This window comes from Weissella koreensis KCTC 3621 (assembly GCF_000277645.1).
Window position 1 is genome coordinate 15,593 of sequence record NZ_AKGG01000016.1, and the last position, 21,872, is coordinate 37,464.

The 21,872-nt window shown below is 37.4% G+C and carries 19 protein-coding genes and 2 tRNA genes; all 21 read right to left on the reverse strand.

Translation table 11 applies throughout. From position 1 onward, the window contains the following. Nucleotides 1-16: 16 nt before the first annotated feature. The 21 genes from rplI to JC2156_RS06750 all read right to left on the reverse strand — a co-directional run bounded on the left by rplI (nt 17) and on the right by JC2156_RS06750 (nt 21,862). Entirely contained in the window at nt 17-469 is a 453-nt protein-coding gene (gene rplI / locus JC2156_RS06650; protein ID WP_006845863.1) for a 50S ribosomal protein L9, read from the reverse strand. Nucleotides 470-473: 4 nt separating this feature from the next. Then, complete coding sequence (locus JC2156_RS06655) at nt 474-2,495, reverse strand: DHH family phosphoesterase (protein ID WP_006845864.1); 2,022 nt, start codon at nt 2,493-2,495, stop codon at nt 474-476. 273 nt (nt 2,496-2,768) lie between these two features. Next, nucleotides 2,769-3,425: an amino acid ABC transporter permease gene (locus JC2156_RS06660; protein ID WP_013989304.1), complete on the reverse strand. Its 657-nt coding sequence runs from the start codon at nt 3,423-3,425 to the stop codon at nt 2,769-2,771. A 5-nt stretch (nt 3,426-3,430) separates the two neighbouring features. After that, a complete protein-coding gene (locus JC2156_RS06665) occupies nt 3,431-4,075 on the reverse strand; it encodes an amino acid ABC transporter permease (protein ID WP_006845866.1) in 645 nt (214 codons plus the stop codon). Beyond that, nucleotides 4,072-4,905 carry a transporter substrate-binding domain-containing protein gene (locus tag JC2156_RS06670; protein ID WP_006845867.1) on the reverse strand — a complete coding sequence of 278 codons (834 nt, stop codon included), beginning with the start codon at nt 4,903-4,905 and terminating at the stop codon, nt 4,072-4,074. The genes JC2156_RS06665 and JC2156_RS06670 overlap by 4 nt, the downstream gene beginning before the upstream one ends. A gap of 75 nt (nt 4,906-4,980) precedes the next feature. Next, complete coding sequence (locus JC2156_RS06675) at nt 4,981-5,715, reverse strand: amino acid ABC transporter ATP-binding protein (protein WP_006845868.1); 735 nt, start codon at nt 5,713-5,715, stop codon at nt 4,981-4,983. Between the two features lie 113 nt (nt 5,716-5,828). Further along, nucleotides 5,829-6,398: an nSTAND3 domain-containing NTPase gene (locus tag JC2156_RS06680; RefSeq protein WP_006845869.1), complete on the reverse strand. Its 570-nt coding sequence runs from the start codon at nt 6,396-6,398 to the stop codon at nt 5,829-5,831. Nucleotides 6,399-6,510: 112 nt separating this feature from the next. Beyond that, nucleotides 6,511-7,941, reverse strand: coding sequence for a dipeptidase PepV (pepV, locus tag JC2156_RS06685; RefSeq protein ID WP_006845870.1), 1,431 nt, complete (start codon nt 7,939-7,941; stop codon nt 6,511-6,513). Between the two features lie 216 nt (nt 7,942-8,157). After that, a complete protein-coding gene (locus JC2156_RS06690) occupies nt 8,158-10,152 on the reverse strand; it encodes an ABC transporter ATP-binding protein/permease (protein WP_006845871.1) in 1,995 nt (664 codons plus the stop codon). Nucleotides 10,153-10,456: 304 nt separating this feature from the next. After that, on the reverse strand, nt 10,457-12,238 hold the full coding sequence (locus JC2156_RS06695) for an ABC transporter ATP-binding protein (RefSeq protein ID WP_006845872.1): 1,782 nt from the start codon (nt 12,236-12,238) through the stop codon (nt 10,457-10,459). Beyond that, nucleotides 12,238-13,959, reverse strand: coding sequence for an ABC transporter ATP-binding protein (locus JC2156_RS06700; protein WP_006845873.1), 1,722 nt, complete (start codon nt 13,957-13,959; stop codon nt 12,238-12,240). Before JC2156_RS06700 ends, JC2156_RS06695 begins: the two co-directional genes overlap by 1 nt. Nucleotides 13,960-14,314: 355 nt before the next feature. Continuing rightward, entirely contained in the window at nt 14,315-15,598 is a 1,284-nt protein-coding gene (gene hflX / locus JC2156_RS06705; RefSeq protein WP_006845874.1) for a GTPase HflX, read from the reverse strand. A gap of 4 nt (nt 15,599-15,602) precedes the next feature. After that, complete coding sequence (locus tag JC2156_RS06710) at nt 15,603-16,274, reverse strand: histidine phosphatase family protein (protein ID WP_006845875.1); 672 nt, start codon at nt 16,272-16,274, stop codon at nt 15,603-15,605. A 263-nt stretch (nt 16,275-16,537) separates the two neighbouring features. Beyond that, a tRNA-Glu gene (locus JC2156_RS06715) sits at nt 16,538-16,609 on the reverse strand. A 71-nt stretch (nt 16,610-16,680) separates the two neighbouring features. Then, the gene (locus tag JC2156_RS06720; RefSeq protein ID WP_006845876.1) at nt 16,681-17,499 is read right to left on the reverse strand and encodes an exodeoxyribonuclease III; all 819 of its coding nucleotides are present in this window, start codon (nt 17,497-17,499) and stop codon (nt 16,681-16,683) included. 360 nt (nt 17,500-17,859) lie between these two features. Then, the gene (locus tag JC2156_RS06725; protein ID WP_006845877.1) at nt 17,860-18,567 is read right to left on the reverse strand and encodes an FGGY family carbohydrate kinase; all 708 of its coding nucleotides are present in this window, start codon (nt 18,565-18,567) and stop codon (nt 17,860-17,862) included. 24 nt (nt 18,568-18,591) lie between these two features. After that, nucleotides 18,592-19,314 carry a DUF4811 domain-containing protein gene (locus JC2156_RS06730; RefSeq protein ID WP_006845878.1) on the reverse strand — a complete coding sequence of 241 codons (723 nt, stop codon included), beginning with the start codon at nt 19,312-19,314 and terminating at the stop codon, nt 18,592-18,594. Between the two features lie 118 nt (nt 19,315-19,432). After that, nucleotides 19,433-19,504 (reverse strand) — tRNA-Glu (locus JC2156_RS06735). An 88-nt stretch (nt 19,505-19,592) separates the two neighbouring features. Further along, nucleotides 19,593-20,390, reverse strand: a complete 798-nt coding sequence (locus JC2156_RS06740) for a pyrroline-5-carboxylate reductase family protein (protein WP_006845879.1) — start codon at nt 20,388-20,390, stop codon at nt 19,593-19,595. Continuing rightward, nucleotides 20,390-21,583: an FtsW/RodA/SpoVE family cell cycle protein gene (locus JC2156_RS06745; protein WP_006845880.1), complete on the reverse strand. Its 1,194-nt coding sequence runs from the start codon at nt 21,581-21,583 to the stop codon at nt 20,390-20,392. Before JC2156_RS06745 ends, JC2156_RS06740 begins: the two co-directional genes overlap by 1 nt. Nucleotides 21,584-21,649: 66 nt before the next feature. Next, the gene (locus JC2156_RS06750; protein WP_006845881.1) at nt 21,650-21,862 is read right to left on the reverse strand and encodes a DUF2969 domain-containing protein; all 213 of its coding nucleotides are present in this window, start codon (nt 21,860-21,862) and stop codon (nt 21,650-21,652) included. Nucleotides 21,863-21,872 lie beyond the last annotated feature (10 nt).

Consider the following 21,872-nt stretch of genomic DNA (forward strand, 5'->3'; position numbering starts at 1 on the left):
CTTTTAATTCCTATTTTTATTGCTCATCTGTATGAATACGGAGGTTAGCTTCGACGTTCTTATGAAGCTTAACCTTCACATTCCGATACCCTAATGAGCGAATTGGTTCCTTCATGTCCATCTTACGTTTATCCAACTTGATACCTAATTGTTGTTCAGCGGCCACTACAATTTGCTTAGATGAAATTGCACCAAATAAGCGACCATCTGATCCAGCTTTTGCTTTTAATTCAATCACTGAATCTTCTTGTTCTAATTTAGTCTTTAAATCTTGAGCCAGTTTGATTTCTTCTGCAGCTTCTCGATCGGCCGCGCGCTTTTGGCCTTGCAATGCTGAAACATTCGCATTAGTTGCCACTTCTGCTTTTTTATTTTTAATTAAAAAATTATTTGCGTAACCATCTGGGACTTCTTTAACTTCACCCTTTTTTCCACGGCCTTTAACATCTTCTAAGAAAATAACTTTCATCTTTTTACTCCTCCTCATCAAGTGGTGTTTCATCTTTTAAAACAGCATATAATTGTTGTCCAGCTTCGTCAACGGTTACCCCATTAATTTGGGTCGCAGCAAAGCTTAGATGACCACCGCCACCTAACTTTTCCATAATTGTTTGAACATTCTTCTCACCGTTTGAACGAGCCGAAATTCCAATCGTCTTTTCATCCCGACGCGCAACAACGAATGAACGTTCAATGCCTACAATTTGTAATAATGAATCAGCTGCTTGAGCGACCGAAACGGAATCATATGATTTTTTATCATCAGCCACAACAATTGCATCGCTGTCTAAGAATTGAGCGCGCGAAATTAAATCGGCGCGCTGACGATAATCTTCCATTGAATCTTTCATGAAATTTTGAATTAGTTTACCATCAGCACCCACAGAGCGAAGATAACTTGCTGCATCAAAAGTTCTAGTTCCCGAACGGATTGTAAACGACTTGGTATCCAATTGAATTCCCGCTAACAAGGTAGTTGCTTCAATTCTTGATAATCCACGACGATTCTTTGACTGATACTCAAATAATTCAGTTACCAACTCAGAAGTTGATGACGCATATGATTCAATATAAACCAACAAAGATTTCTCAGGAAACTCTTCCCCGCGACGATGATGATCAACAATAACTAAACGTTCCTTCAGCGCATCATAAACTTCTTTACTCTCGGTAATTGAACGTTTAGAGTGATCGACCATGATCAATAATGAGTGACCCGTAGCTCGTGCTATGACATCCGCTGGGCTCATTAAAGCATCCTTAGTTTGTTCATCTTCATGAATTGCATTATATAACATCTGCATATCAGTATGCCGTTTTTCATCTGGATCGCTAACAATCCAAGCTGGCTTATCAACCATCTTTGCAATGCGTCGTACACCTAATGCTGCTCCCATTGAATCTCGGTCACCGCGTGCATGTCCCATGACAAAGACCTGATCTGATGCATTGATTAGTTCACTCAAAGCTTGCGAAATAACTCGGGCCCGTACACGTGTTCGTTTAGCCATTGGATTAGTCGTTCCACCATAGAAACGCGCATCTTGTTGCGGTGATTTAACCACAACTTGATCACCACCACGTCCTAAAGCCAAATCCAATTGCGTTTGCGCAGCTTTCGCCATACTCATGACGTCACCATCATGGTATGAAATCCCAATACTCAAAGTAATTGGCATATTTTGACTTGAAGTATCTTCACGTACACTCTTCAAAATATTGAACTTATCTTTTTCTGCTAAACGCAGTCCTTGATAATAACCAATCAACATGTATTTATCTGGCGATAGCCGTCGCACATAAATTTCATGTTGATCCATCCAATCTGTGAGCATTGTTGTCACGTGTGAACGTAACGTTGATGATTCTGCGTCATTTAAACGTTCTGAAATTTCATCAAAATTATCTAAAGAAACGATTCCCATAAACAACCGACTATTTTCATACTTACGTTGAACTTGTGCAATATCTGTAATATCACGTAAATAAATCGCACGCAAATCAACTTGCACCTGCACTTCAAAAGTCCGACCCAACCAATCAATCGTGCGCCAAGTATCCTGATCTTTACTGGAGGCTGACTTTACGACACGATCCAAAACCGAACTAACTTTATTTAACTTTTGATCCATTAAATTAGCTTGTTCACTAATTCTTTGAATAAAAGGATTCACCCAATCAATTTCAAATTCTTCATTATACAAAATCACCCCTAAAGGCATTTGAATAATGGCTTCCTGTTCACCACGGTTAACCCGGTAAGAAAGCCCTGCAATATATTTTTGTGTATCGCTGCCAATAATTTTTAAAGTGTTAAAGACAAACACCAGGGCACATAAAATAATTATAACCCATACAATCCCAACCACCATATTCGCTTTAAAAGCTAACACCGTTCCAATTACCGCCATCACGGTAACCCAAATTGCTAAGAGTGTTAGACGCTTATTTTGAAAAAAATCTGGCAAAGACTGGAACAGACTAAAATGTTTCATTTTTGGTCTCCTCTTCACAATAATATCTTTATTATTATACCATGAAGCACTAAACATGCGTTTGTTCCCTATAAATAATCGAAATTAATCTTTGAAATGCCAAAACCTTAGCTCCTACACTATTTAGGACTACTTTGCATGTTTAAAGCTAGTTAAAAATTGAATAACCCGTTTGAAATTCAATCATCTTTATCATGAAATAATAAAGAGGCCTAGACATTTCGTCTTAGCCCCTCATATTGATATTTTTAAAATTCAAAATATTTAATTAATTTAAACAATCATTCTTTTATCAATGATTTGACCCGCCTTTGATAGACAGTAATTCAAGATAAAGTACAATAATGCGAGCATTAAGAACATTGGAATGATTTCCGACGGATGCTGAGCGTAAATAATTTGCGCGCGATACATCATTTCGGGCAACATAATAATAGTGGCCAAAGAAGTATCTTTAATTAAAGATACAAACTGCGAAATAATCGGTGGAATCATTTTTTTGTATGCTTGTGGTAACAAAACATGCCAGAGGGCCTGCTTTTTCGTCAAACCATTAGAAAGCGCGCCTTCTAATTGGCCTTTGGGTACCGCCACAATTCCGCCTCGTACAATTTCGGCCAACATTGCTGATTCAAAAATAGTAAGGGCAAAAACCGTACTACCCATGACACTAAATTGAATACCAATCTTTGGCAAAGCAAAATAAGTAAAGAAGATGATCAACAAAAGGGGTAAGTTTCGAATCAGATCAATGATAAATCCTACAACACCTGACAAAATATTAATTTTTGCATAACGAAGCACTCCTAAAATGGATCCAATAACAAAACTTAATATTACAGAAATTACCGCTACTTGGATCGTAACCCACATTCCCTCTAAGAGAAAGCGCATGTTAATCCATGAATACGCTTGAATAAAGTTATCCATCATAATTAGGCCTCCCGTGCAAGTTTATCTTCAAGATAGCGCATATAGTAACTGATAGGCATGGTTATCACTAAGTAGAACAAGCCTACAATAATATATGGATTGAAAGTATCAAAGGTTAATTGTGAAATTTGATTAGCTTGATACATTAGATCAAAACCAGCCACGAACGCCAAAATTGATGAATTCTTAACGAGGTTCACAAATTGATTTCCCAAAGGTGGAATTACATATTTAAACGCCTGAGGCAGAATAATCATCCTCATCGTCTCCCACCAGCTTAATCCATTTGAACGGGCACCTTCATACTGGCCTAGATCAACAGCAAAAATACCGGCTTTGACAGTCTCAGCAATGAAAGCTGATGTGTATAACATCAAGCCAATCGTTCCGGCCATAAAACCATTAATTTTCAAAACACTGGCCATCACAATATAGAAAAACATCGTCACTACCAAAAGTGGTACATTTCGTAAAACTTCGATATATAGGCGTGCTAAGTAATGGGTGATTTTATTAGGAATCACTTCAACAATGGCGAAAAAGGTTCCCAAAATCAATGAACCGATCAAAGCAATGACACTTGATAACAAAGTCCAACCAAAACCAACTAAGAATTCATGACTGTAAGTATTGAATAAATTAATCATAACTTTGCCATCTCCTTCCAATCCATTCCCGGTACATCACTAAACCATTTTTTCATCAAGCGCGCATAAGTGCCATCTTTTTGCATGGCGTCAATCGCTTGATTAACTTTTTTGACTAACTTGGGATTGTTTTTTTCAATAGCGATCCCGTAAGGTTCATTCGTGAAGTTACCACCCACTAATTTCAGACTGGTATCATCTTTAGCCATTCCTGCTAAAATACCAGAATCAGTCGTTAAAACATCCCCTTGCCCAGCTTTTAAAGCTGACAAAGCAGTAGCGTAGTCAGATAAAGCTAATACTCGAGCTTTGGGAGCTTTTTCTTTAACTTCTTCCACCGAAGTAGAACCCTGCACTCCTAATACGGTTACCTTACGATTATTGACGTCAGAAATATTTTTAATATCTGAACCCTTTTTCACCATTAAGGATTGTCCAGCATTAAAATAAGGTTTCGAAAAATCAACGGTTTTAGCCCGCTCCGGTGTAATCGACATTGTCGCAATAATAGCGTCAATATTGTTGTTAATTAACAACGGAATTCGCGTCCCTGAAGTCACTTGTACAAACTCAGTTTTTGCTTGCGGATTAATACGATGGGTAACTTCTTTGGCGACATCAACATCAAAGCCTTCAACTTTTCCAGTCTTAATATTCATCAGACCCATTAAGCTGGTGTCAGCCTTAGTTCCCCAAACCATTTTATTTTTCTGTTCAATCCGATCGAGCACCTGGTTTTTTTGTTGATCAGCAGAAACACTGCTCCCAAACCCTAAACTTAATCCTAAGGCAATTGCCAACGCACTCCCAATTTTTATGAAATTTTTCATAGCCTTCCCCCGGTTAATCTTCCATTAATTAGCTCCTATATCGCTGTTTAAATTATTCTAATACCATTAATTTTATTAATGTTTAATTTGTGACAAGAATTGTTGGGCCCGCTTTTCTTTTGGTTTTTCAAAGAATTGAGCGGTTGGCGTATCTTCTAAAATCTCACCCTCGGCCATGAAAATCACACGATCGGCGACTTCTTTAGCAAATCCCATTTCGTGGGTTACAACTAGCATTGTCATATCAGAATCTTCAGCAATGCTTTTCATCAAATTCAAAACATCATTAATCATTTCCGGATCTAACGCTGAGGTGGGTTCATCGAATAAAAGCGCTTTGGGCTTCATTGCTAACGAACGAGCAATCGCAATTCGTTGTTGTTGTCCACCAGATAATGATGATGGCATTTTTTCAGCTTTATCAACTAATCCGACTTTTTCCAACAGTTTCATCGCATTTTCTTTATTTTCAGCTTCATCCATTTTCAAAACTTTACGCGGTGCTAGCATCAAGTTTTCTAGCACCGTTTTATTGGCATAAAGATTAAAATGTTGAAACACCATTCCGACATCTTTACGAATTTTATTCATATCTGTTTTATTATCAGCTAGATCATAATCATTAACAATTAAGTGACCTTCTTGAATGGGCTCTAATCCATTGATCGTTCGAATCAGAGTTGATTTTCCTGAACCAGATGGCCCGATTAATACAACTGTTTCGCCAGCATCAACTTCTAAATTAATATCCTTCAAGGCATGAAAATCACCATAATACTTACCAACGTGGTTAAATTCAATCATTGACATTATTAAATCCCCCTTAAAATTCATCCATAATACATTGTATAATTTCTCATGAAATTGTTATATTTGTCAAACTTTTCTAAAAAAGCCGAGAACATGCCCCGACTTTACTTACTTTATTTTAGCATATTTTTAATAATTCGGTCGATTTCTTTTTGCGTTTTTACCCAATTATTATTAATAATCATATGCGCATATTGTTTTAATGCATCAGGGACTGATAAATCTCGAATAAATTCAGCACTTTGTATCCGCTTTTGAATCCGCTCTAACTGGTCTCCCCGATCAATCAATCGTTGTGTTAAATCCGCCGCATTCTCAACTGATAGATAGAGCACCTCAACCTTTGATCCTAATTGTTGTGCATAAGCCAAAGCTCCCGCTGTGTCTAAAACAATCGTAATTAATGAGTTTTTCTCCCAAGCCCGATTCAAGCCTTCGTATGAAGAACCATAATGATAATTACTATAGACTACCTGCTCTAAATAATGATTTTTAGGAAAACTAGCCTCCGTCTCAAAATAATAATCTTGTCCATCGACTTCACCTGCTCGTGGTGGTCGTGTAGTGTGCGTTACCACCTGAGGAAAATGATATTTTTCTGCTAAGTACCGTGCTACCGTCGTTTTCCCTGTCCCAGTATTTCCCGTAATTACTAAAACTTTTTGCGCTTCTTCGTTTGTCATACTTTCAATCCTTGACCTTAAATTTTTTCTTAAAAAAGAAACCAAACTAGCCGCAGCGAAACAAAGCTCTACTGACCTAGTCTGATTTCATTCTTTTGATATTTAAACTTAATTATGCTTCATTGGCTAAACGATAAATTGCTTCCGCAAAGATCGCCATAGAACGTGTCAAATCAGCTACTGGGTAAAATTCATCAGGTTGGTGCATTGTATCCGGTACACCTTCAAACATAGCCCCAAACGCAACTCCACGGTCCAACAAACGGCCAAAGGTTCCACCACCGATAACTTGTTCAGCAGCTGGCAAACCAGTATGCTTCCGGTAAACATCCAACAAAGTCGTTACTAGTGGATCTTCTCCTGAAACATAATGTGGGCCTTGAGCATGACCTTCAACAGCCACTGTGGCGTCAAAGTCAGGAGTCAATGCTCCTGTTACGGCCTTTCCAATTTCTTCCGGATTAGTGTTTTGTGGGTAACGGAAGTTCAAGTTAACGAAACCATCTTTATCAGCTTCAAAGCGTTGAATTCCAATATTCATTGATAGATCACCCATCAAATCATCATGCTTCAATGCTCCGATACGGAAAGCAGTTGAATCATCATGAACGGCAGTTCCCAAGAATGTTAAGAATCCCTTAGCATTTCCACCAAAGTCATATTGTTGTAGGAAGTTGGCCAAGAATGTTCCTGCGTTCAAACCAGTTTCAGGTGAAGCCCCATGGACTTGCTTACCATAGAAAGTAATTGTAGCTAAGTGACCTTCTACTTCAATTTCAGCTTTAGCACGCTTTTCACCAGCCAAGTAACGTTCCAATCCAGAAACCAACATTTGTGGATCTTGAACAGTTACATGCGCAACAGCGGTTCCAGGAACCATATTTGGTCGTTGTCCAGCTTTGAAATCGCGTAGTTCAACAGTTCCACCATTGGTTCCGGCAAAACGAACAACTTGTGAAACGTTCCCCTTTTCTCCATTAATAATAGGGAATTCAGCATCAGGTGAGAATCCCATTGTTGGGTAACCCTTGGTGTTGAAGAATTCTTCCATTCCTGTCCATTCAGATTCTTCATCAATTCCCATTACCAAACGTACCCGACGCTTCATAGGAACATTCATATCTTTTAACATCTTCAAAGCATAATAAGCGATCATTGAAGGTCCCTTATCATCAGATGCCCCACGAGCATAAAGGCGTCCATCTTCAATCACTGGAGTGAAAGGTTCTTTAGTCCAGCCTTCTCCTTCAGGCATTACGTCCAAATGCCCAATCACATCAATGGATTCAGCAGTATCTTCATCCCCTAATTCGGCATAACCAACCAAACCTTTGAAATCACCTGTTCGGAAACCATCGCGTTCAGCCATGCTCTCCCAAGTTGTAAGTGCTTCTTTTGTCTTAGGACCAAGTGGTGCATCCGGTGTGGCTGCTTCATCATCACGAACTGATGGGATTGCCAACAATGTCTTTAAATCACGCAATAAGTCATCTTCATATTTAAGCGACTCAGCGAGCCATTCTGATGCATTTTTGTTATTCATTAGTAAGTCTCCTCTAAAATAGATCTTATATTTTATTTTACACTCTTTATGATAATTTTCCAAAAACTTCTTAGAATTAATTCGTTATATTAATAATATTTAATCGTTCTAAAGCCTGTCTAAAAATTAGTACCATACAAATAAGAAAACCCATCTCAGTAAAAAAATTTGACCAAGATAGGTTTAACAAATTAGTTATACATATTTTATTTTAGATTAATCAGCAGACAAAGCATCAATGGGGTTCAAACGTGATGCTCGACGTGCTGGCATCAAAGCGGCTAGGAATGAAATGACCAAAGCTACTACGATGGTAAAGATCACGTTCCCGACACTAACTTGAATCATGTTAAACTTCGCAATCTTATACAAAGCAGCATTCAATGCAAAGCCAAGACCATATGCTATTACTAAGGCCAAGACGGCTGACAACAAACCAATAATAATTGATTCAGATGTAAATAATCGACGAATGTCACGCTTTGATTCACCCAATGCGCGCAAAATTCCGATTTCCTTAGTTCGTTCAGAAACTGACATATACATGGTAACAATAATCATCAAAGCTGAAACAACTAATGAAATTCCAGAGATTGCTGCCAAAACAGTTGTAGCTAAGCTCACAATTGTATTAATTGTGTCTAAGATCGAACCAACTGAGATAGCTAAGAAGGCTTTTTGACCATCTACTTGGATCGCATTAATATCCTTCACCGCAGCCTTAACATTCTTGGTATCATCGATTTTAACTGAAGCATAAGTATAATCAGTATTAGCACCGGATTCTTCCAAAACTTTACGCATGGTTGCTTCGTTGGTTGCAGCCATGGCTCCAGTTTGTGATTCTGCTACACCTGAAACCTTAAAGGTCTTAGTAATTGGCTTAGGAACATTGTTTTGATCATAAGCAATAAAGGTCAAGTTAACATTCTTACCCACAATTGACTTCCAATTATCAGGACTCACCTTTTGCGCAAAGGTCTTCTTATCGACGACAATTTCGCCATCCTTAGGAGTGTGACCGGCCTTAATGATTGAATCACTATAGGCTGGTGTCCAACTCTGATATTGTGGCGTTTGAATATCATTACCATCATATGAAACGGTAACGTTAGTAAACATGTAGCCAGGGTTAACCTTCTTAACATGCTTAACGTCTGCCATCTTGTTCAAGTAATCATTTGACATCGTGGCTTTCTTATAGTCAGTCATCATGGTCTGCATTGTATTTTGCATCAATTCAGATGATTCCTTACCTTTAGCCTCTTTGTTGGTTACAACATTTTTCATAATGGTTGGATAATTTGGATTAGCTAAATCACCCACCTGCTTTTGGATGTAGGCATTAACCCCGTTTCCAATTCCAGAAAAGAGCAAAACGGCAAACAATCCAATCGCCGTTCCAATCATAATCAATGAATTACGCCAGAAATTATGGGCGAAATGCTTCCAAGCGTTTTGAAAACTTGCTGAAAGTGGCATGGCTTTTGATTCAATTTTGGAGGTTCCTTGCCCAACGGGATAAGCATCGTGAATACGGGTATTCCCATCCACTTTTCCATCTGCTAGATGTACAATTCGTGTTCCATGATTAGCAACATCTTGAGAGTGCGTTACAGCAATTACAAGTTTTCCATCTTCCGCAATTTCTTGCAAAAGTGCCAAAACATCTGCTGTATTTTGTGAGTCTAATGCCCCAGTTGGCTCGTCAGCAATAATGACCTCAGGATCAGGAGCTAAAGCTCGCGCAATCGCTACTCGTTGCTTCTGACCACCTGATAATTGATTAGGATGTTTTTTCATTTGGTCGCCCAAGCCAACCCGTTCCAAAAGTTCCTTAGCCCGATCTTCACGTTCGCTATGACTCATAGTTGTCATATCAAGTGAAATCAAAACGTTATCCAAAACCGTTAAATGAGAAATCAAATTATATGATTGATAGATGTAGCCAATGGTTCCCCGACGGTATTCATCTAACATTTTTTCTTTACGGTGATTCAATTTTTGACCAGAAATGGTAACACTTCCATCAAAATTACGATCCAAGCCACCGATGATATTCATCAAAGTTGACTTTCCACCTCCAGATTCACCAAGGACTGAAACAAATTCTCCCAATTCAAAATCTAAATCAATTCCCTTTAAAACTGGAAATTCCTCTTGGCCTAAGAAATATGATTTCTTTATGTCTCTTAGTTCTAAATATGCCATAAACATGCCTCTTTATCTTTATTTTTAATTCAATAAGTTTAGCTTCGTATTATACGTTCTTTTAAAAGCATTGTAAAGTTATCTGCCAAAAACATCGAAATCTTTGTATAATTTTTAGTTGGACTCATTTTAACATTTTTTTATAGTAAAATTACGTTATTTTAAGTAAATAAATTTGTAATTTAGGAATAAATATTGGCTAATTCCAAATTAGTCCCAAACTATGTTTTGACATTGGCTAAATAAAGCGAAAAAGGTCGGGACAAATCGGCTCGACCTTTTCAATTCATTTCAGATTATAATTTTATTCAAATACCATCTGGTTGGTATATAACTCAGCATAGAACCCTTTTTCAGCTAATAGTTCTTGGTGGTTACCTTCTTCGATCACTTCACCATCTTTTAAGACCACAATTTTATCAGCTGACAAAATAGTCTTCAAACGATGCGCAATCACAAAGCTGGTCCGGCCTTGAATCACAGCCTCCATCGCTTTTTGAATTTTAGCTTCCGTCACCGTATCAACGTTTGATGTGGCTTCATCCAAAATTAACAAGTCTGGATTGGTTAAAATAGTCCGAGCAATTGACAATAATTGCTTCTGACCAGTTGAGAAGACTGAATTTTCATCGTCAACCTTCGTATCATAACCATCTGGTAAAGTCTCAATGAATTCATGAATATTAGCTTGTTTAGCTGCACTGATCATTTCTTCATTGGTAGCATTTGGCTTACCAAACACAATGTTATCCCGGATAGTTCCGGAGAACAAAACTGAATCCTGCAAAACAATTCCTACATGATCTCGTAAGCTCTTCAAATCCATATCACGAACATCCACACCATCAAATGAAACTGACCCAGCATCAACGTCATAAAAGCGGTTCAATAAATTCATCACTGTCGTTTTACCTGATCCAGTCGGACCAACTAACGCCACCATCTGACCCTTATCGACCTCAACTGAGACACCATGCAAAATTTCTCGATTAGGTTGGTAACCAAAATGAACATTGTCCAGCTTAACTTGCTTTTCAATTCCTTTTAGCACATGCCCATTTTCAGGTGTAACCTCATCGACTTGGTCAAAGACTTCTGACAAACGATGAGCTCCAGTAATGGCCAATTGTAACATGTTATATGTTGAAGTGATATTGGTGATTGGTTGGTAATATTGTTGTGAAAATGACATGAACATCACAATCAAACCTAGGGCTGTTGCACGTGATAAATCACCATTCAACGCCATAGAACCACCAAAGAAAATTACAATTGCCGTATTAATCAAACTCATTCCAGACATTAATGGGAACAAAATTCCAGACCATACCTGCCCCTTAAAAGTTGCTGTACGGACATTATTATTGTGTTCTGTAAATTGTTCAATTGATTCTTCTTGCAAACCATTGGTAATAATCACGCGTTCCCCATTAATTTGTTCATTAATGTAACCGTTCAAATGCCCAACTTCACTTTGTTGCAAATCAACATATTTTTTAGCTTGGATAATTACCAAAATGGCAATTAATAACGCAACCGGCGTTGATGCCATTGTAACCCAAGCCATTTTAACATTTTGTTGGAACATCATAATAATGATTCCCACCATCAATGCAATCTGTGAAAACAATTGGAAAATAGCTTGATTCATCGCGTTGAAAATATTATCCAAATCGGATGTAAAGCGTGCCAAAATTTCACCGTCTTGGTGTTCATCAAAATAACGAATTGTCATGCGTTGCAACTTAGCAAACAATCCCGTTCGCATATCATTAACAGAATGAGCTGAAATCAGTGATTGAATCACTCCCATGATCAACATTGAAACGGCCATCATCAAAACAAAAGCAATCATCATCCATAATGCATGATGGAATTTGTCTAAACTGGCATTCGCTGCCGTCATTGGATTCAACTTAACAAAGAGATAATTCCCCATCTCTTTAATTGAGTTTCCCATATAAACGGGAGCTTTAACTTGAAGATAGGTTGAAAGGATGGTAAAAACTACCACCAGGAACAAGCCTAACTTAAAGCGCTTGAAATATTGTGCAAAGAACTTAATTGCTTTCCAAAAATCTGCCATTAGTTATTTACCTCCTGCGCCTTTTGTGTTGCGTAAATTTCTTGGTAAACCGCTGAATTCTTAATTAATTCTTGGTGACTTCCCATACCAACTAATTTTCCTTCATCCAAAACTAAGATACGATCAGCATTAATGACAGAAGAAATCTTTTCAGCAATAATAAAGGTCGTTGTGTCCTTTAAATCACGATCCAAAGCTTCTTTAACTAACTTTTCTGACTTAGCATCCAAAGCAGAAGTTGAATCATCTAAAATCAGAATCTTAGGGTCAGCAATAACTCCACGAGCAATCGACAGACGTTGTTTTTGACCACCTGAGAAGTTTGAAGAACGCTCCTCAACCGGATGATCATATACATCTTCATATCGTTCGATAAATTCAGCAGCTTGAGCAATTTCTGTTGCTCGCTTCATGTCATGCTCAGTAGCATCATTCTTACCTTGTCGTAGATTATCGGCAATTTTTCCAGAGAAAAGGGTTGCTCGTTGCAAAACATATGAAACAGTTTGCCGTAATGACTTTTCATTAACCTGCTTTAAATCAACACCCCCAATTTTGACCGTTCCCTTACTAGGGTCAAAAAGACGTGCCATTAATTGAGCTAAGGTAGTTTTACCAGAACCCGTTGCTCCAACAATTCCAATCATTTCACCAGCTTGAGCCTTAAATGAAATATCTTTCAAGACCACCATATCATCATTAGGATAGCTAAATGAAACATCATCAAACTCAACTGATCCAACCAAATCTTGTTCTGGTACATCTTGTTCAAAAGTCATTGTTGGTTCAGTATCAATCACTTCTTTAATTCGCTTAATAGAAACTAATCCACGCGCCGCAAATGACATCACCATTCCACCAATAATCACGGCCATCATAATTTGCATCAAATAATTCGTAAATGATGAAACACTAGCAATCCAAAGTGGGTGTTTACCAACTTGATTTCCAACAAACCAAATTGAACCAGCAATGGCCAATTGGCTAACCATTGTAAATAATGGTGACATTACTGAGAAAAGATAACCAATTTTAACGTTAACATCATTCAATTCACCAGAAGCCGCATCAAAATTTTCTTGGACATTTTTCTCTTGATTAAATGACTTAACCACTCGTACACCTTGGAGATTTTCCTTAGCGAGGTTATTCGTTTTTTCAATCAATCCTTGAATTTTACCAAACAAAGGTCCCATTTTAGCAAAGACAAATGCTGTAATTAAAATTACTGTAATAACCATAATGACAATGATCCACCAAAGATCAGGTAATGTCTTAATGGCTAAATATAAAGCCCCGATAAACAAAATAGGCATTCGAAGCAAAGCTTGAAGTGAGGTCATAACTAATGTTTGAATTTGTTGAATATCATTAGTTAGACGCACAACCAAATTCCCCACGGAAAAACGTTCAATATCCGCAAAAGAGAAGGTCTGAATTTTACGATAAGTTTTTTCACGAACATCTGCTGCAATGTTTTGTGCCACTTTTGCCGCAAAAATTGCATTTACGGTTCCAGCAATTAACCCAATGACAGCGACCACAATTAATTGAATACCAATTGCATTAACACGGCTCATCTTATCTTGAGTGATAGCCGTCATGACTTCTTGTAGTAATCTTGGTTGCCATAAAGCAGCTCCGGCCATAACAATCACTGATATAACAGTGATAGCCAGATCCCCTTTATATTTACCAAGATAAGGTTTTAATAAATCCATCTAATATGCTCCTTATCTAGTTTAGAATAAATAAATAAATAATTGAAAATACACAGTATCGATTAGTCTAACCTTTTTATAAAATTAATTCAAGTTAGTTAGTTATAACCTTTTTGTGAAATTAAATTGCCACCAAATTTTAAATTCACACTCCTTTTTAAATGTAATTAATATAAAAAATGAAGCTCATATAAGGGATTAAATAACGTCCAATATATGAGCTTCATTGTTAACTTTATCAATCCAACCTATATAACGTTTTTAAACGCAAAATTATACATTTACCCTATGCTTCTCGTAAAATTGGTAGCAAAAAACAATGTTCAAGTTTCACTATCGCTTTTGATGCTAAGCACTATTCTTGAATATATTGTGCTAGACGACTCGCTTCTACGGGCGTCAAGATAACATTCATCTGGGTTCCTTCTTCTAAATATTCAGTTGAAGTAACATTTGCGTCATCATTTAATGCGGCAACAATTTGTCCATCAGAAAAAGGAATTAATAATGTGTATTCCTTCAAATCAGCGAATAATTTTTGATGTAAAGTATCAACCAACATATCTAATGATGAAGAATCTAATGCCGACAAAATTAGCGTATCATCAGTACGTTCTGGATATTTAATATCAATCATCCGATCAGCCTTATTATAAACAGTAATCATTGGTAGATCAGTGATTCCAATTTCCTTCAAAGTTTGGGTGGTTGTGTCCATCATCGCTTTGTAATTTGGATCTGAATAGTCCACCACTTGTAGTAATACATCTGCTTGAGCCGCTTCTGCTAATGTTGCTCTAAAGGCCGCCACCAAATTATGCGGTAATTTAGAAACAAATCCTACTGTATCTGATAAGAGGAAAGTTTGGTTATCAGGTAAATTCAATTTACGAACGGATGTTTCCAAAGTTGCAAACAACATGTCAGCTTGGAAAACCGTTTTTTCTTGATTCTCACCATAACGCTTCACAAGCTCATTCATATAAGTGGATTTTCCAGCATTGGTATATCCAACCAAAGCAACACTCTTAATCGCCTGCTTATCGCGATACTTGCGCCGATTTTGATCATCAGCTTCAATCTCAGTAATTTCTTTTTTAATCATTGAAATTTGATGCTCAATTAAACGTCGATTCGTTTCGAGCTTAGTTTCACCAGATCCACGACTGGTAAAACTACCGCCCCCACCACCAGTTTGTTGATCCAACCGTACATTCATACTAGTCCGTAAACGTGGTAGTTGATATTGCAGTTGGGCCATTTCAATTTGCAACTGAGCTAATCGAGTTTTAGCTCGAGAAGCAAAAATATCTAAAATCAAAGCCGTTCGATCTAAGATTGAAGCCCCAGTTTGTGCCTCTAAATTACGAATTTGTGAAGGTGATAGTTCATCATTCGCTACAACCATCGTTACTTCATGAAAAGCAACTGCTTCCTTTAACTCTTCGACTTTACCTTTTCCAAAATAAGTGGCTGCTACAGGACGATCTAACTTTTGAGTTAGCGTAGAAACAACTTCCATCTGATTGGCCTCGGTTAAATTAGCCAATTCCGTCATTTGATAATCAAATTGTGGATCATTTCGATCCAATCCGATTAACAAGACAGCTACACGAGGGTTTTCCTCATTTTCATGCATTCGATCACCATACTTTCTCAATATCGTTAAAAACTTCTAATTTCATCTGGTCGTCATCAATGGCCCATTTTGAAATTGAACCATTATACATACTTGAATAGGTGTACTCCCGACCAGCATACTTTCCAGATAAATTCCGGATAAGCGTTCCATGTGCAACTACTAAAATATTTTCACCATCTTTTGTATGGTCTTTCAAATATTTCAAACCTGCTTCAAGACGTTGCCAGAAAGCTCTGGCATCCTCAGCATCCCCCTCAGCATCAGCCGCCGCAATTGCATCCAGAACTTCTTCTTGTGTCATTGCCTTCATCAAATCCCCATAATCCGCAACATTATCAAGATTGTAACGTTTTTTAATATCAGCCGCTAATTCACTACTTGGTAATCCTTCAAATGATCCGAAAAATTGTTCCCTAAATTCTGGTAATTGTGTAGGAGTCAACTTAGTATCTGTAGCTTTATTGTTCTCCATAATATATTCAGCAGTGTGTACTGCACGTGATAAGTCAGAAGAATAAACATGATCAAACTTCACGTTAGCCAACCGGTTTCCAGCAGCCAAACCATCTGTAATTCCTTTATCAGTCAACGGTGCATCAGACCACCCCTGCATCCGATTATATTTATTTAAATATGTTTGTCCATGTCGGACCAAATAAAGATTAAAGCTCATAATTATTCCCCTAACTGTTACTTTTCTACTATTATATCATGTTCTGATATTCAATCGCATTGTTATACCACAATGCTTAACTATAATTAGTTAAATTCAATATTTTTTACCGATCAAATTTTAAAAAGGTTTTTCGCATTGTTTGGTATATTTTAACAAGTATTCTTTTAGCCAAAGTTTTGAAAAAATTTTTAACCATTAAAATTATAAAAAACCGTTAATCAGAAAGTAATCTGATTAACGGTTTTAAATTATTACTATTATAGCCCAACAGGGAATCGAACCCTGGATTCCGCGCTGAGAACGCGACGTCTTAACCACTTGACCATTGGGCCATTGAGTTGATTACTCAACAACAATATATAAATATACAGGAACATCAAGGTTTAGTCAACACTTTTACCTATTAAAAATCAAAAACAACTTTAATAGGCGCATGGTCTTTCCGTTCACCCGTATCTAGGACTTTAAAGTCTTTTAATTTATCTTGTAATCGATTTGAAGCGAGATAGTAATCAATTCGCCATCCACTATTATTTTGCTTAGACGTCCGACTAATTTGGGCCCACCACGTATACACTTGTTCTACCGTTGGATTCAACGTTCGGAATGTATCAATAAACCCAGCTGCCAAAAGTTCGGTAAAACTAGTCCGTTCTTCATCGGTAAATCCAGCTGAAAGATGATTGCTTTTTGGATTCTTTAAATCAATATCTTGATGTGCAACGTTAAAATCGCCACTAACAATAACAGGCTTTTGTTGGTCCAAAGTCTGTAAGTATTCTTTAAAGGCAAGATCCCATGCCTGACGATCTTCTAGTCGACCTAATTCCGAACCAGAGTTTGGCGTATAAACCGTCGTTACAAAATATTCATCAAATTCCAGAGTGATAATACGTCCTTCTAAATCCATCTCACCTGGTGCACCAATCGTTGGATATTCTACACTTACCGGTTTCTTTTGACTTAACATCATTGTTCCGGCATATCCCGGACGGCCAGTACTAATATTGGCATACTGATAATAACCTGCAAACAATTCTGCCATGATTTCTGTCTGTTTTTTCGTTAATCCCGTTTTTTTGGCCTTAGTTTCTTGAATCGCAAAGACCGCTGGCTTTTGAGCTGCAATTTCTTGCAACACCGCCCACGTCATTTCCCCACGAGCTGATTTATGTTCCACGGCTGCATTTAAACTATCAATATTCCATGATATTAATTCCATAACTATACCTCCTAATTTAACTTTGCATTAAGCATACCAAATTAAATGAGTTGTGCAAGTTAAGTTAATTTAGGCATTAAAAAAAGCACTTCTCACTAAATGAGTGTGTGCTTTTATATAAGATGTCCCCATCTTATTCCACCATATAGTCTAGTTGATCCACCACGACAACTAGACCTTTTTCCATCTGGTCAAGTAATCACACTTGACCATTCTCCCACTAAGCCTGAGTCCTTCACCTCTCAAGCTTAGCCGTTACCGGACAACAGGGCATCGCACCCTTTTGATCGAAATCAAACAATCCTAGGCTCCTTACTTCCTTGACTAATTGCATCCCCGGTAACAATTATATTATACGCTCTACCACTTAATTTTGGTATCCTTATTCAAACCTAATTTTTTAGAAAATTCAGGTATAATCTGATCTTCAAAATCTTCCACTTTCACCACGTCTGGTAACATTTTTTCATTAAATCCAACAAAGGCTAAAGCTTGAGGATCCCATCCATTATGTCTTAAATCATATAAACCAGTCCGTGCCGCTAAATGTGGCATAATTTGATTTTTTCCTGTGAAGAGATAATGTAAATACTCTTGAAAGCTAACAAAATAGGCTAATTTTTCATATTGATCAGCATGCTCATTTTTGAACCAAAGCGCCGCTAACAAAGGCGTATTTACCGAAAATTCAGCGCCTGCTTTACGTTCCAATTGTCCAACAATTCCATTCAAGCGCATCGCTTTTAGATAGCCAGTAAACGTAGGTAATAATTCATTTCTAAAATTAGCACTCTGTAAAGTTTGACCATTTTTATCTAAAAATGCCCACCCATCGATATTATCATGTAACTGTATAGTGGTGATATCAGAACGCTTGGGTAAATGCTTCGTAATTTTCTGAACAAACATTTGAAAGAAACTTCCCATAGCTTTTAAATTCATCTCGTTCAATTGTTCTGACCAAGTCTGTTGATAAAATTCACTAACTTCTTGTTGATTACCATTTTCATCTTCGATAATCCCAACCATCCGTTCGCCGGCCATTCTAATTTCTAATGTGTATTTCATCCTAAGACACTCCCATTTAACTAACTACTTTAAATGCCAATCTTTCAACATATTATTAACATCATTATCAAGATTTTTATCGATATCGCTCGTCACTGATTTAACAATTTCATCTTGGGTCTTTTTTTGGGCCGTCTTATCATTTAAGTAATCCGAATTCTTTTTGACTTCTTCTTTTACAGCTGAAGTAACATCTTCTTTAATTTTATCTTCTAAACCAGATTTTGAATCCTTAACTTTATCTTGGATTTGTTGGTCTTGTTCACTAGAAATGATGTACCAATTATCTGGCAAGACGAACGTATATTTAACATCAGGTTCTGTACTTGTTGGTAATCCAACTAACATGAACTTATCAAAGAAGTTTTTAGCTTGATAATTACTAATATTTTCTTTAATGGCTGCAGTGGAACCCTTCACCACATTAGTAGTGCCCGTTTTAGGCGTAATTCGATAACTTTTATTGTTCCACTTGTAATGATATTCAAACTTTGAATTCTTAGCACTCGTAGTAACAATAAATGATTTATCATTAACGACCGTCTTAGCATCCATCTTAATTGTTTTATTTATAACTTGTTTTTTCATAAACAAATGATGCGAGGGGGCCATGTAAACACCAATCCCACTTGCTACCAATAAAATAATTCCAATAATTAATAAACTCCAACGAATGATTTTACGCCGAAAATACGTAATTCCAGCCAGGACTAGCAAAACAGCCCCAATAAATAATAAAATTAACATTTTTAACCTCTCAGTTTGGGTATGTAGATCTTAATTATAATAATACCATATTATAATTCAATGTATAATTTGTATAAAAAAAACGACATCATTGTTTCCAAAGATGTCGTTTTAATAATAGCTCATCAGGGAGTCGAACCCTGGATGCCGGTGTGAAAAACCGGAGTCTTAACCGCTTGACCAATGAGCCATAATTACTTGTTGTCGCCTTAACAACAAATAATATAATACCAAGAATTCAGACTCATTGCAAGCCTTTTTCCAAAAAAACTTTTATTTTATTCAAATTCGGCATTTTTTTGCATCGTAGCCTGAATCACATCAGAAACTAATCCATTCAAATTACCCTTTTGCATCGTTTCCCAACCAGCAGCAGTTGAACCACCAGGTGTCATTACTAACTGCGCTAATTCATGCGCACTTAGATCAGATTGAACCATTTTATCTAACGTCCCACGGAAAGTTTGTAAACTTAATTTAACAGCTCGCTCTTCGTCCAGGCCAGCAGTCTGACCAGCAGCCGTCAATGCTTCGATGAATCCCGCAACAAACGCCGGTCCTGAACCAGCGACGGCACTAACTGCCCCAAAGTCAGCTTCAGGCATTTCATCAACCCGACCTAATTCAGCCAAAATGGCAAACACAGCGCCTTTTTCTTCAGCAGTAATTTGCGCTCCAGCATGCATTGCAGTATAGCCTTGGCCTACTGCTACGTTGACATTTGGTAAAGCTCGGACAATTTTTGCTTGTTCGCCTAAAGCTGCTTGCAAAGCATCAAGTGAGATTCCACCTAAAACTGAAACAATAATTTTTTGTGGCATCATTTCCAACAGCGGTTTTAAATCTGCACTGATCTTTTCTAAAGCGGTCGGCGGTGTCGCTAAAACTAGCATATCACTGACCATAGCTATTTCAATAGCACTGCCAAATTCCTCAACCTGCCAAGCCTGAGTCGTTTCAGGCAAATGATGTCTAGTATAAGCTCCTTGGCTCACTTGATCAGAATCTAATTTTGACCAACCTTGCATCATGGCCTGCGCCATGTTTCCAGCACCGATAAATCCAATCTTAAGCATTAGGCAAAGCCCTCCCGTTCTGATAAGGTGTATTTTTGATTATGGAAACTCATCGACATAATTAACCCAATCCCAATCATATTTCCAACTAGTGCGGAACCTCCTTGAGAAATAAATGGCAATGGAATTCCAGTCAATGGTACTAATCCAATACTCATTCCAATATTTTCAAAAATGTGGAAAACTAACATCATAATAATTCCAGCTCCAATATACGCATAGAATTGGTTAGAAGTTTCCATCACAACTTGAAAAATACGATAAATCAATAGGAAATACAATAGTAAGACTATTAATGATCCAACAAAGCCAGCATTTTCACCAATGACAGAAAAAATCATATCTGATTCTCGAACTGGTACATTCACGTGGGAAACATTAAATCCAGTCCCAGTTAGCCCCCCAGAACCTATTGCCGTCATTGAATGCCAGAGTTGATAAGCTGAATTAGAGGTATCCCCCTGTGGCTTCAACCAAGCATCAATTCGTGCAAATTGATAAGCTTGGAATCCAAACTTTCCTAGAATCTGACGCCCCGCATCAGAAGCAACTAATGCAATCGCTGCGCCTCCAAGGACCCCAGCTACACCCATCACGCTTCCCAAGATGCGCCATGAAATTCCAGAGACCAAAGTCATCCCAAAAATAATTGCTAAGAAAACCAACATAGTTCCAAAATCGTGCTGTAATAGGACTAAGATAATAATCGGTAAACTCCAAATAATAATTCTACGTAAGAGTAAAAGATCATTCTTTAAAGTGTGTTCACTATATTCAATGTTATGCATCGCAATTACACGCGCCAACATCAAAACAAAAGCCGGTTTCATCACCTCAGACGGTTGAAAAGTTAATGGTCCTAAAGCAAACCAAGATTTACCACCGGTCGTCATGGCATAGGCTCGACTATAAAAGATCAGCACCGCTACCATTAAGAAAACTCCAACAGCAAAAATATAAGGTGAGATGCGCCATAGTCGCTCTGAATCAAACTGCATAATGAATATAACTGCACAAATTCCTAAAATATACCAAATTCCTTGCATTGTAATAATTCGGACAGGATTGGCCCCACTAGAATCGTGGGTAACCGCGACATAAATTGATCCTAACCCAATCAAAGCTAACATCAAAACTACAAAGATTATACTCCAGTCAACCTCACCTTTACCGTCTAAAATTCGTTTGAACATTTCCTTTTACCTCGTATCATCTTCATCTAGCATATGGCACTTAGCTTAAGCCAAGCACAATTCATTTTAGTGATGAAGATTATATTCAGCGATTAAAACTTCAACACCCTCATCAAACGAATTAACAATTTGTTTGTGATTTGGACCTAATTGAACTTGAATTTGTGTACCACTTTCATCAATTTGACCAAGGGTATTTTTATTAATTTTAACTTCACTCAGTTGATCTGTTACAGCTTTAATTTCAACATCGATAGCTTTATTTTTGCGATTTGACATATTATTTTTT

Bases quoted from the DNA above. Each gene is read 5' to 3' on its own strand.
- JC2156_RS06665 (WP_006845866.1), bottom strand. From the start codon at position 4,075: ATGATTAATTTATTCAATACTTACAGTCATGAATTCTTAGTTGGTTTT.
- hflX (WP_006845874.1), bottom strand. From the start codon at position 15,598: ATGCATGAAAATGAGGAAAACCCTCGTGTAGCTGTCTTGTTAATCGGA.
- JC2156_RS06745 (WP_006845880.1), bottom strand. From the start codon at position 21,583: ATGTTCAAACGAATTTTAGACGGTAAAGGTGAGGTTGACTGGAGTATA.
- rplI (WP_006845863.1), bottom strand. From the start codon at position 469: ATGAAAGTTATTTTCTTAGAAGATGTTAAAGGCCGTGGAAAAAAGGGT.
- JC2156_RS06690 (WP_006845871.1), bottom strand. From the start codon at position 10,152: ATGGCATATTTAGAACTAAGAGACATAAAGAAATCATATTTCTTAGGC.
- JC2156_RS06655 (WP_006845864.1), bottom strand. From the start codon at position 2,495: ATGAAACATTTTAGTCTGTTCCAGTCTTTGCCAGATTTTTTTCAAAAT.
- JC2156_RS06700 (WP_006845873.1), bottom strand. From the start codon at position 13,959: ATGGATTTATTAAAACCTTATCTTGGTAAATATAAAGGGGATCTGGCT.
- JC2156_RS06725 (WP_006845877.1), bottom strand. From the start codon at position 18,567: ATGAAATACACATTAGAAATTAGAATGGCCGGCGAACGGATGGTTGGG.
- JC2156_RS06675 (WP_006845868.1), bottom strand. From the start codon at position 5,715: ATGTCAATGATTGAATTTAACCACGTTGGTAAGTATTATGGTGATTTT.
- JC2156_RS06740 (WP_006845879.1), bottom strand. From the start codon at position 20,390: ATGCTTAAGATTGGATTTATCGGTGCTGGAAACATGGCGCAGGCCATG.
- pepV (WP_006845870.1), bottom strand. From the start codon at position 7,941: ATGAATAACAAAAATGCATCAGAATGGCTCGCTGAGTCGCTTAAATAT.
- JC2156_RS06730 (WP_006845878.1), bottom strand. From the start codon at position 19,314: ATGTTAATTTTATTATTTATTGGGGCTGTTTTGCTAGTCCTGGCTGGA.
- JC2156_RS06680 (WP_006845869.1), bottom strand. From the start codon at position 6,398: ATGACAAACGAAGAAGCGCAAAAAGTTTTAGTAATTACGGGAAATACT.
- JC2156_RS06710 (WP_006845875.1), bottom strand. From the start codon at position 16,274: ATGAGCTTTAATCTTTATTTGGTCCGACATGGACAAACATATTTAAAT.
- JC2156_RS06660 (WP_013989304.1), bottom strand. From the start codon at position 3,425: ATGGATAACTTTATTCAAGCGTATTCATGGATTAACATGCGCTTTCTC.
- JC2156_RS06720 (WP_006845876.1), bottom strand. From the start codon at position 17,499: ATGGAATTAATATCATGGAATATTGATAGTTTAAATGCAGCCGTGGAA.
- JC2156_RS06695 (WP_006845872.1), bottom strand. From the start codon at position 12,238: ATGGCAGATTTTTGGAAAGCAATTAAGTTCTTTGCACAATATTTCAAG.
- JC2156_RS06750 (WP_006845881.1), bottom strand. From the start codon at position 21,862: ATGTCAAATCGCAAAAATAAAGCTATCGATGTTGAAATTAAAGCTGTA.
- JC2156_RS06670 (WP_006845867.1), bottom strand. From the start codon at position 4,905: ATGAAAAATTTCATAAAAATTGGGAGTGCGTTGGCAATTGCCTTAGGA.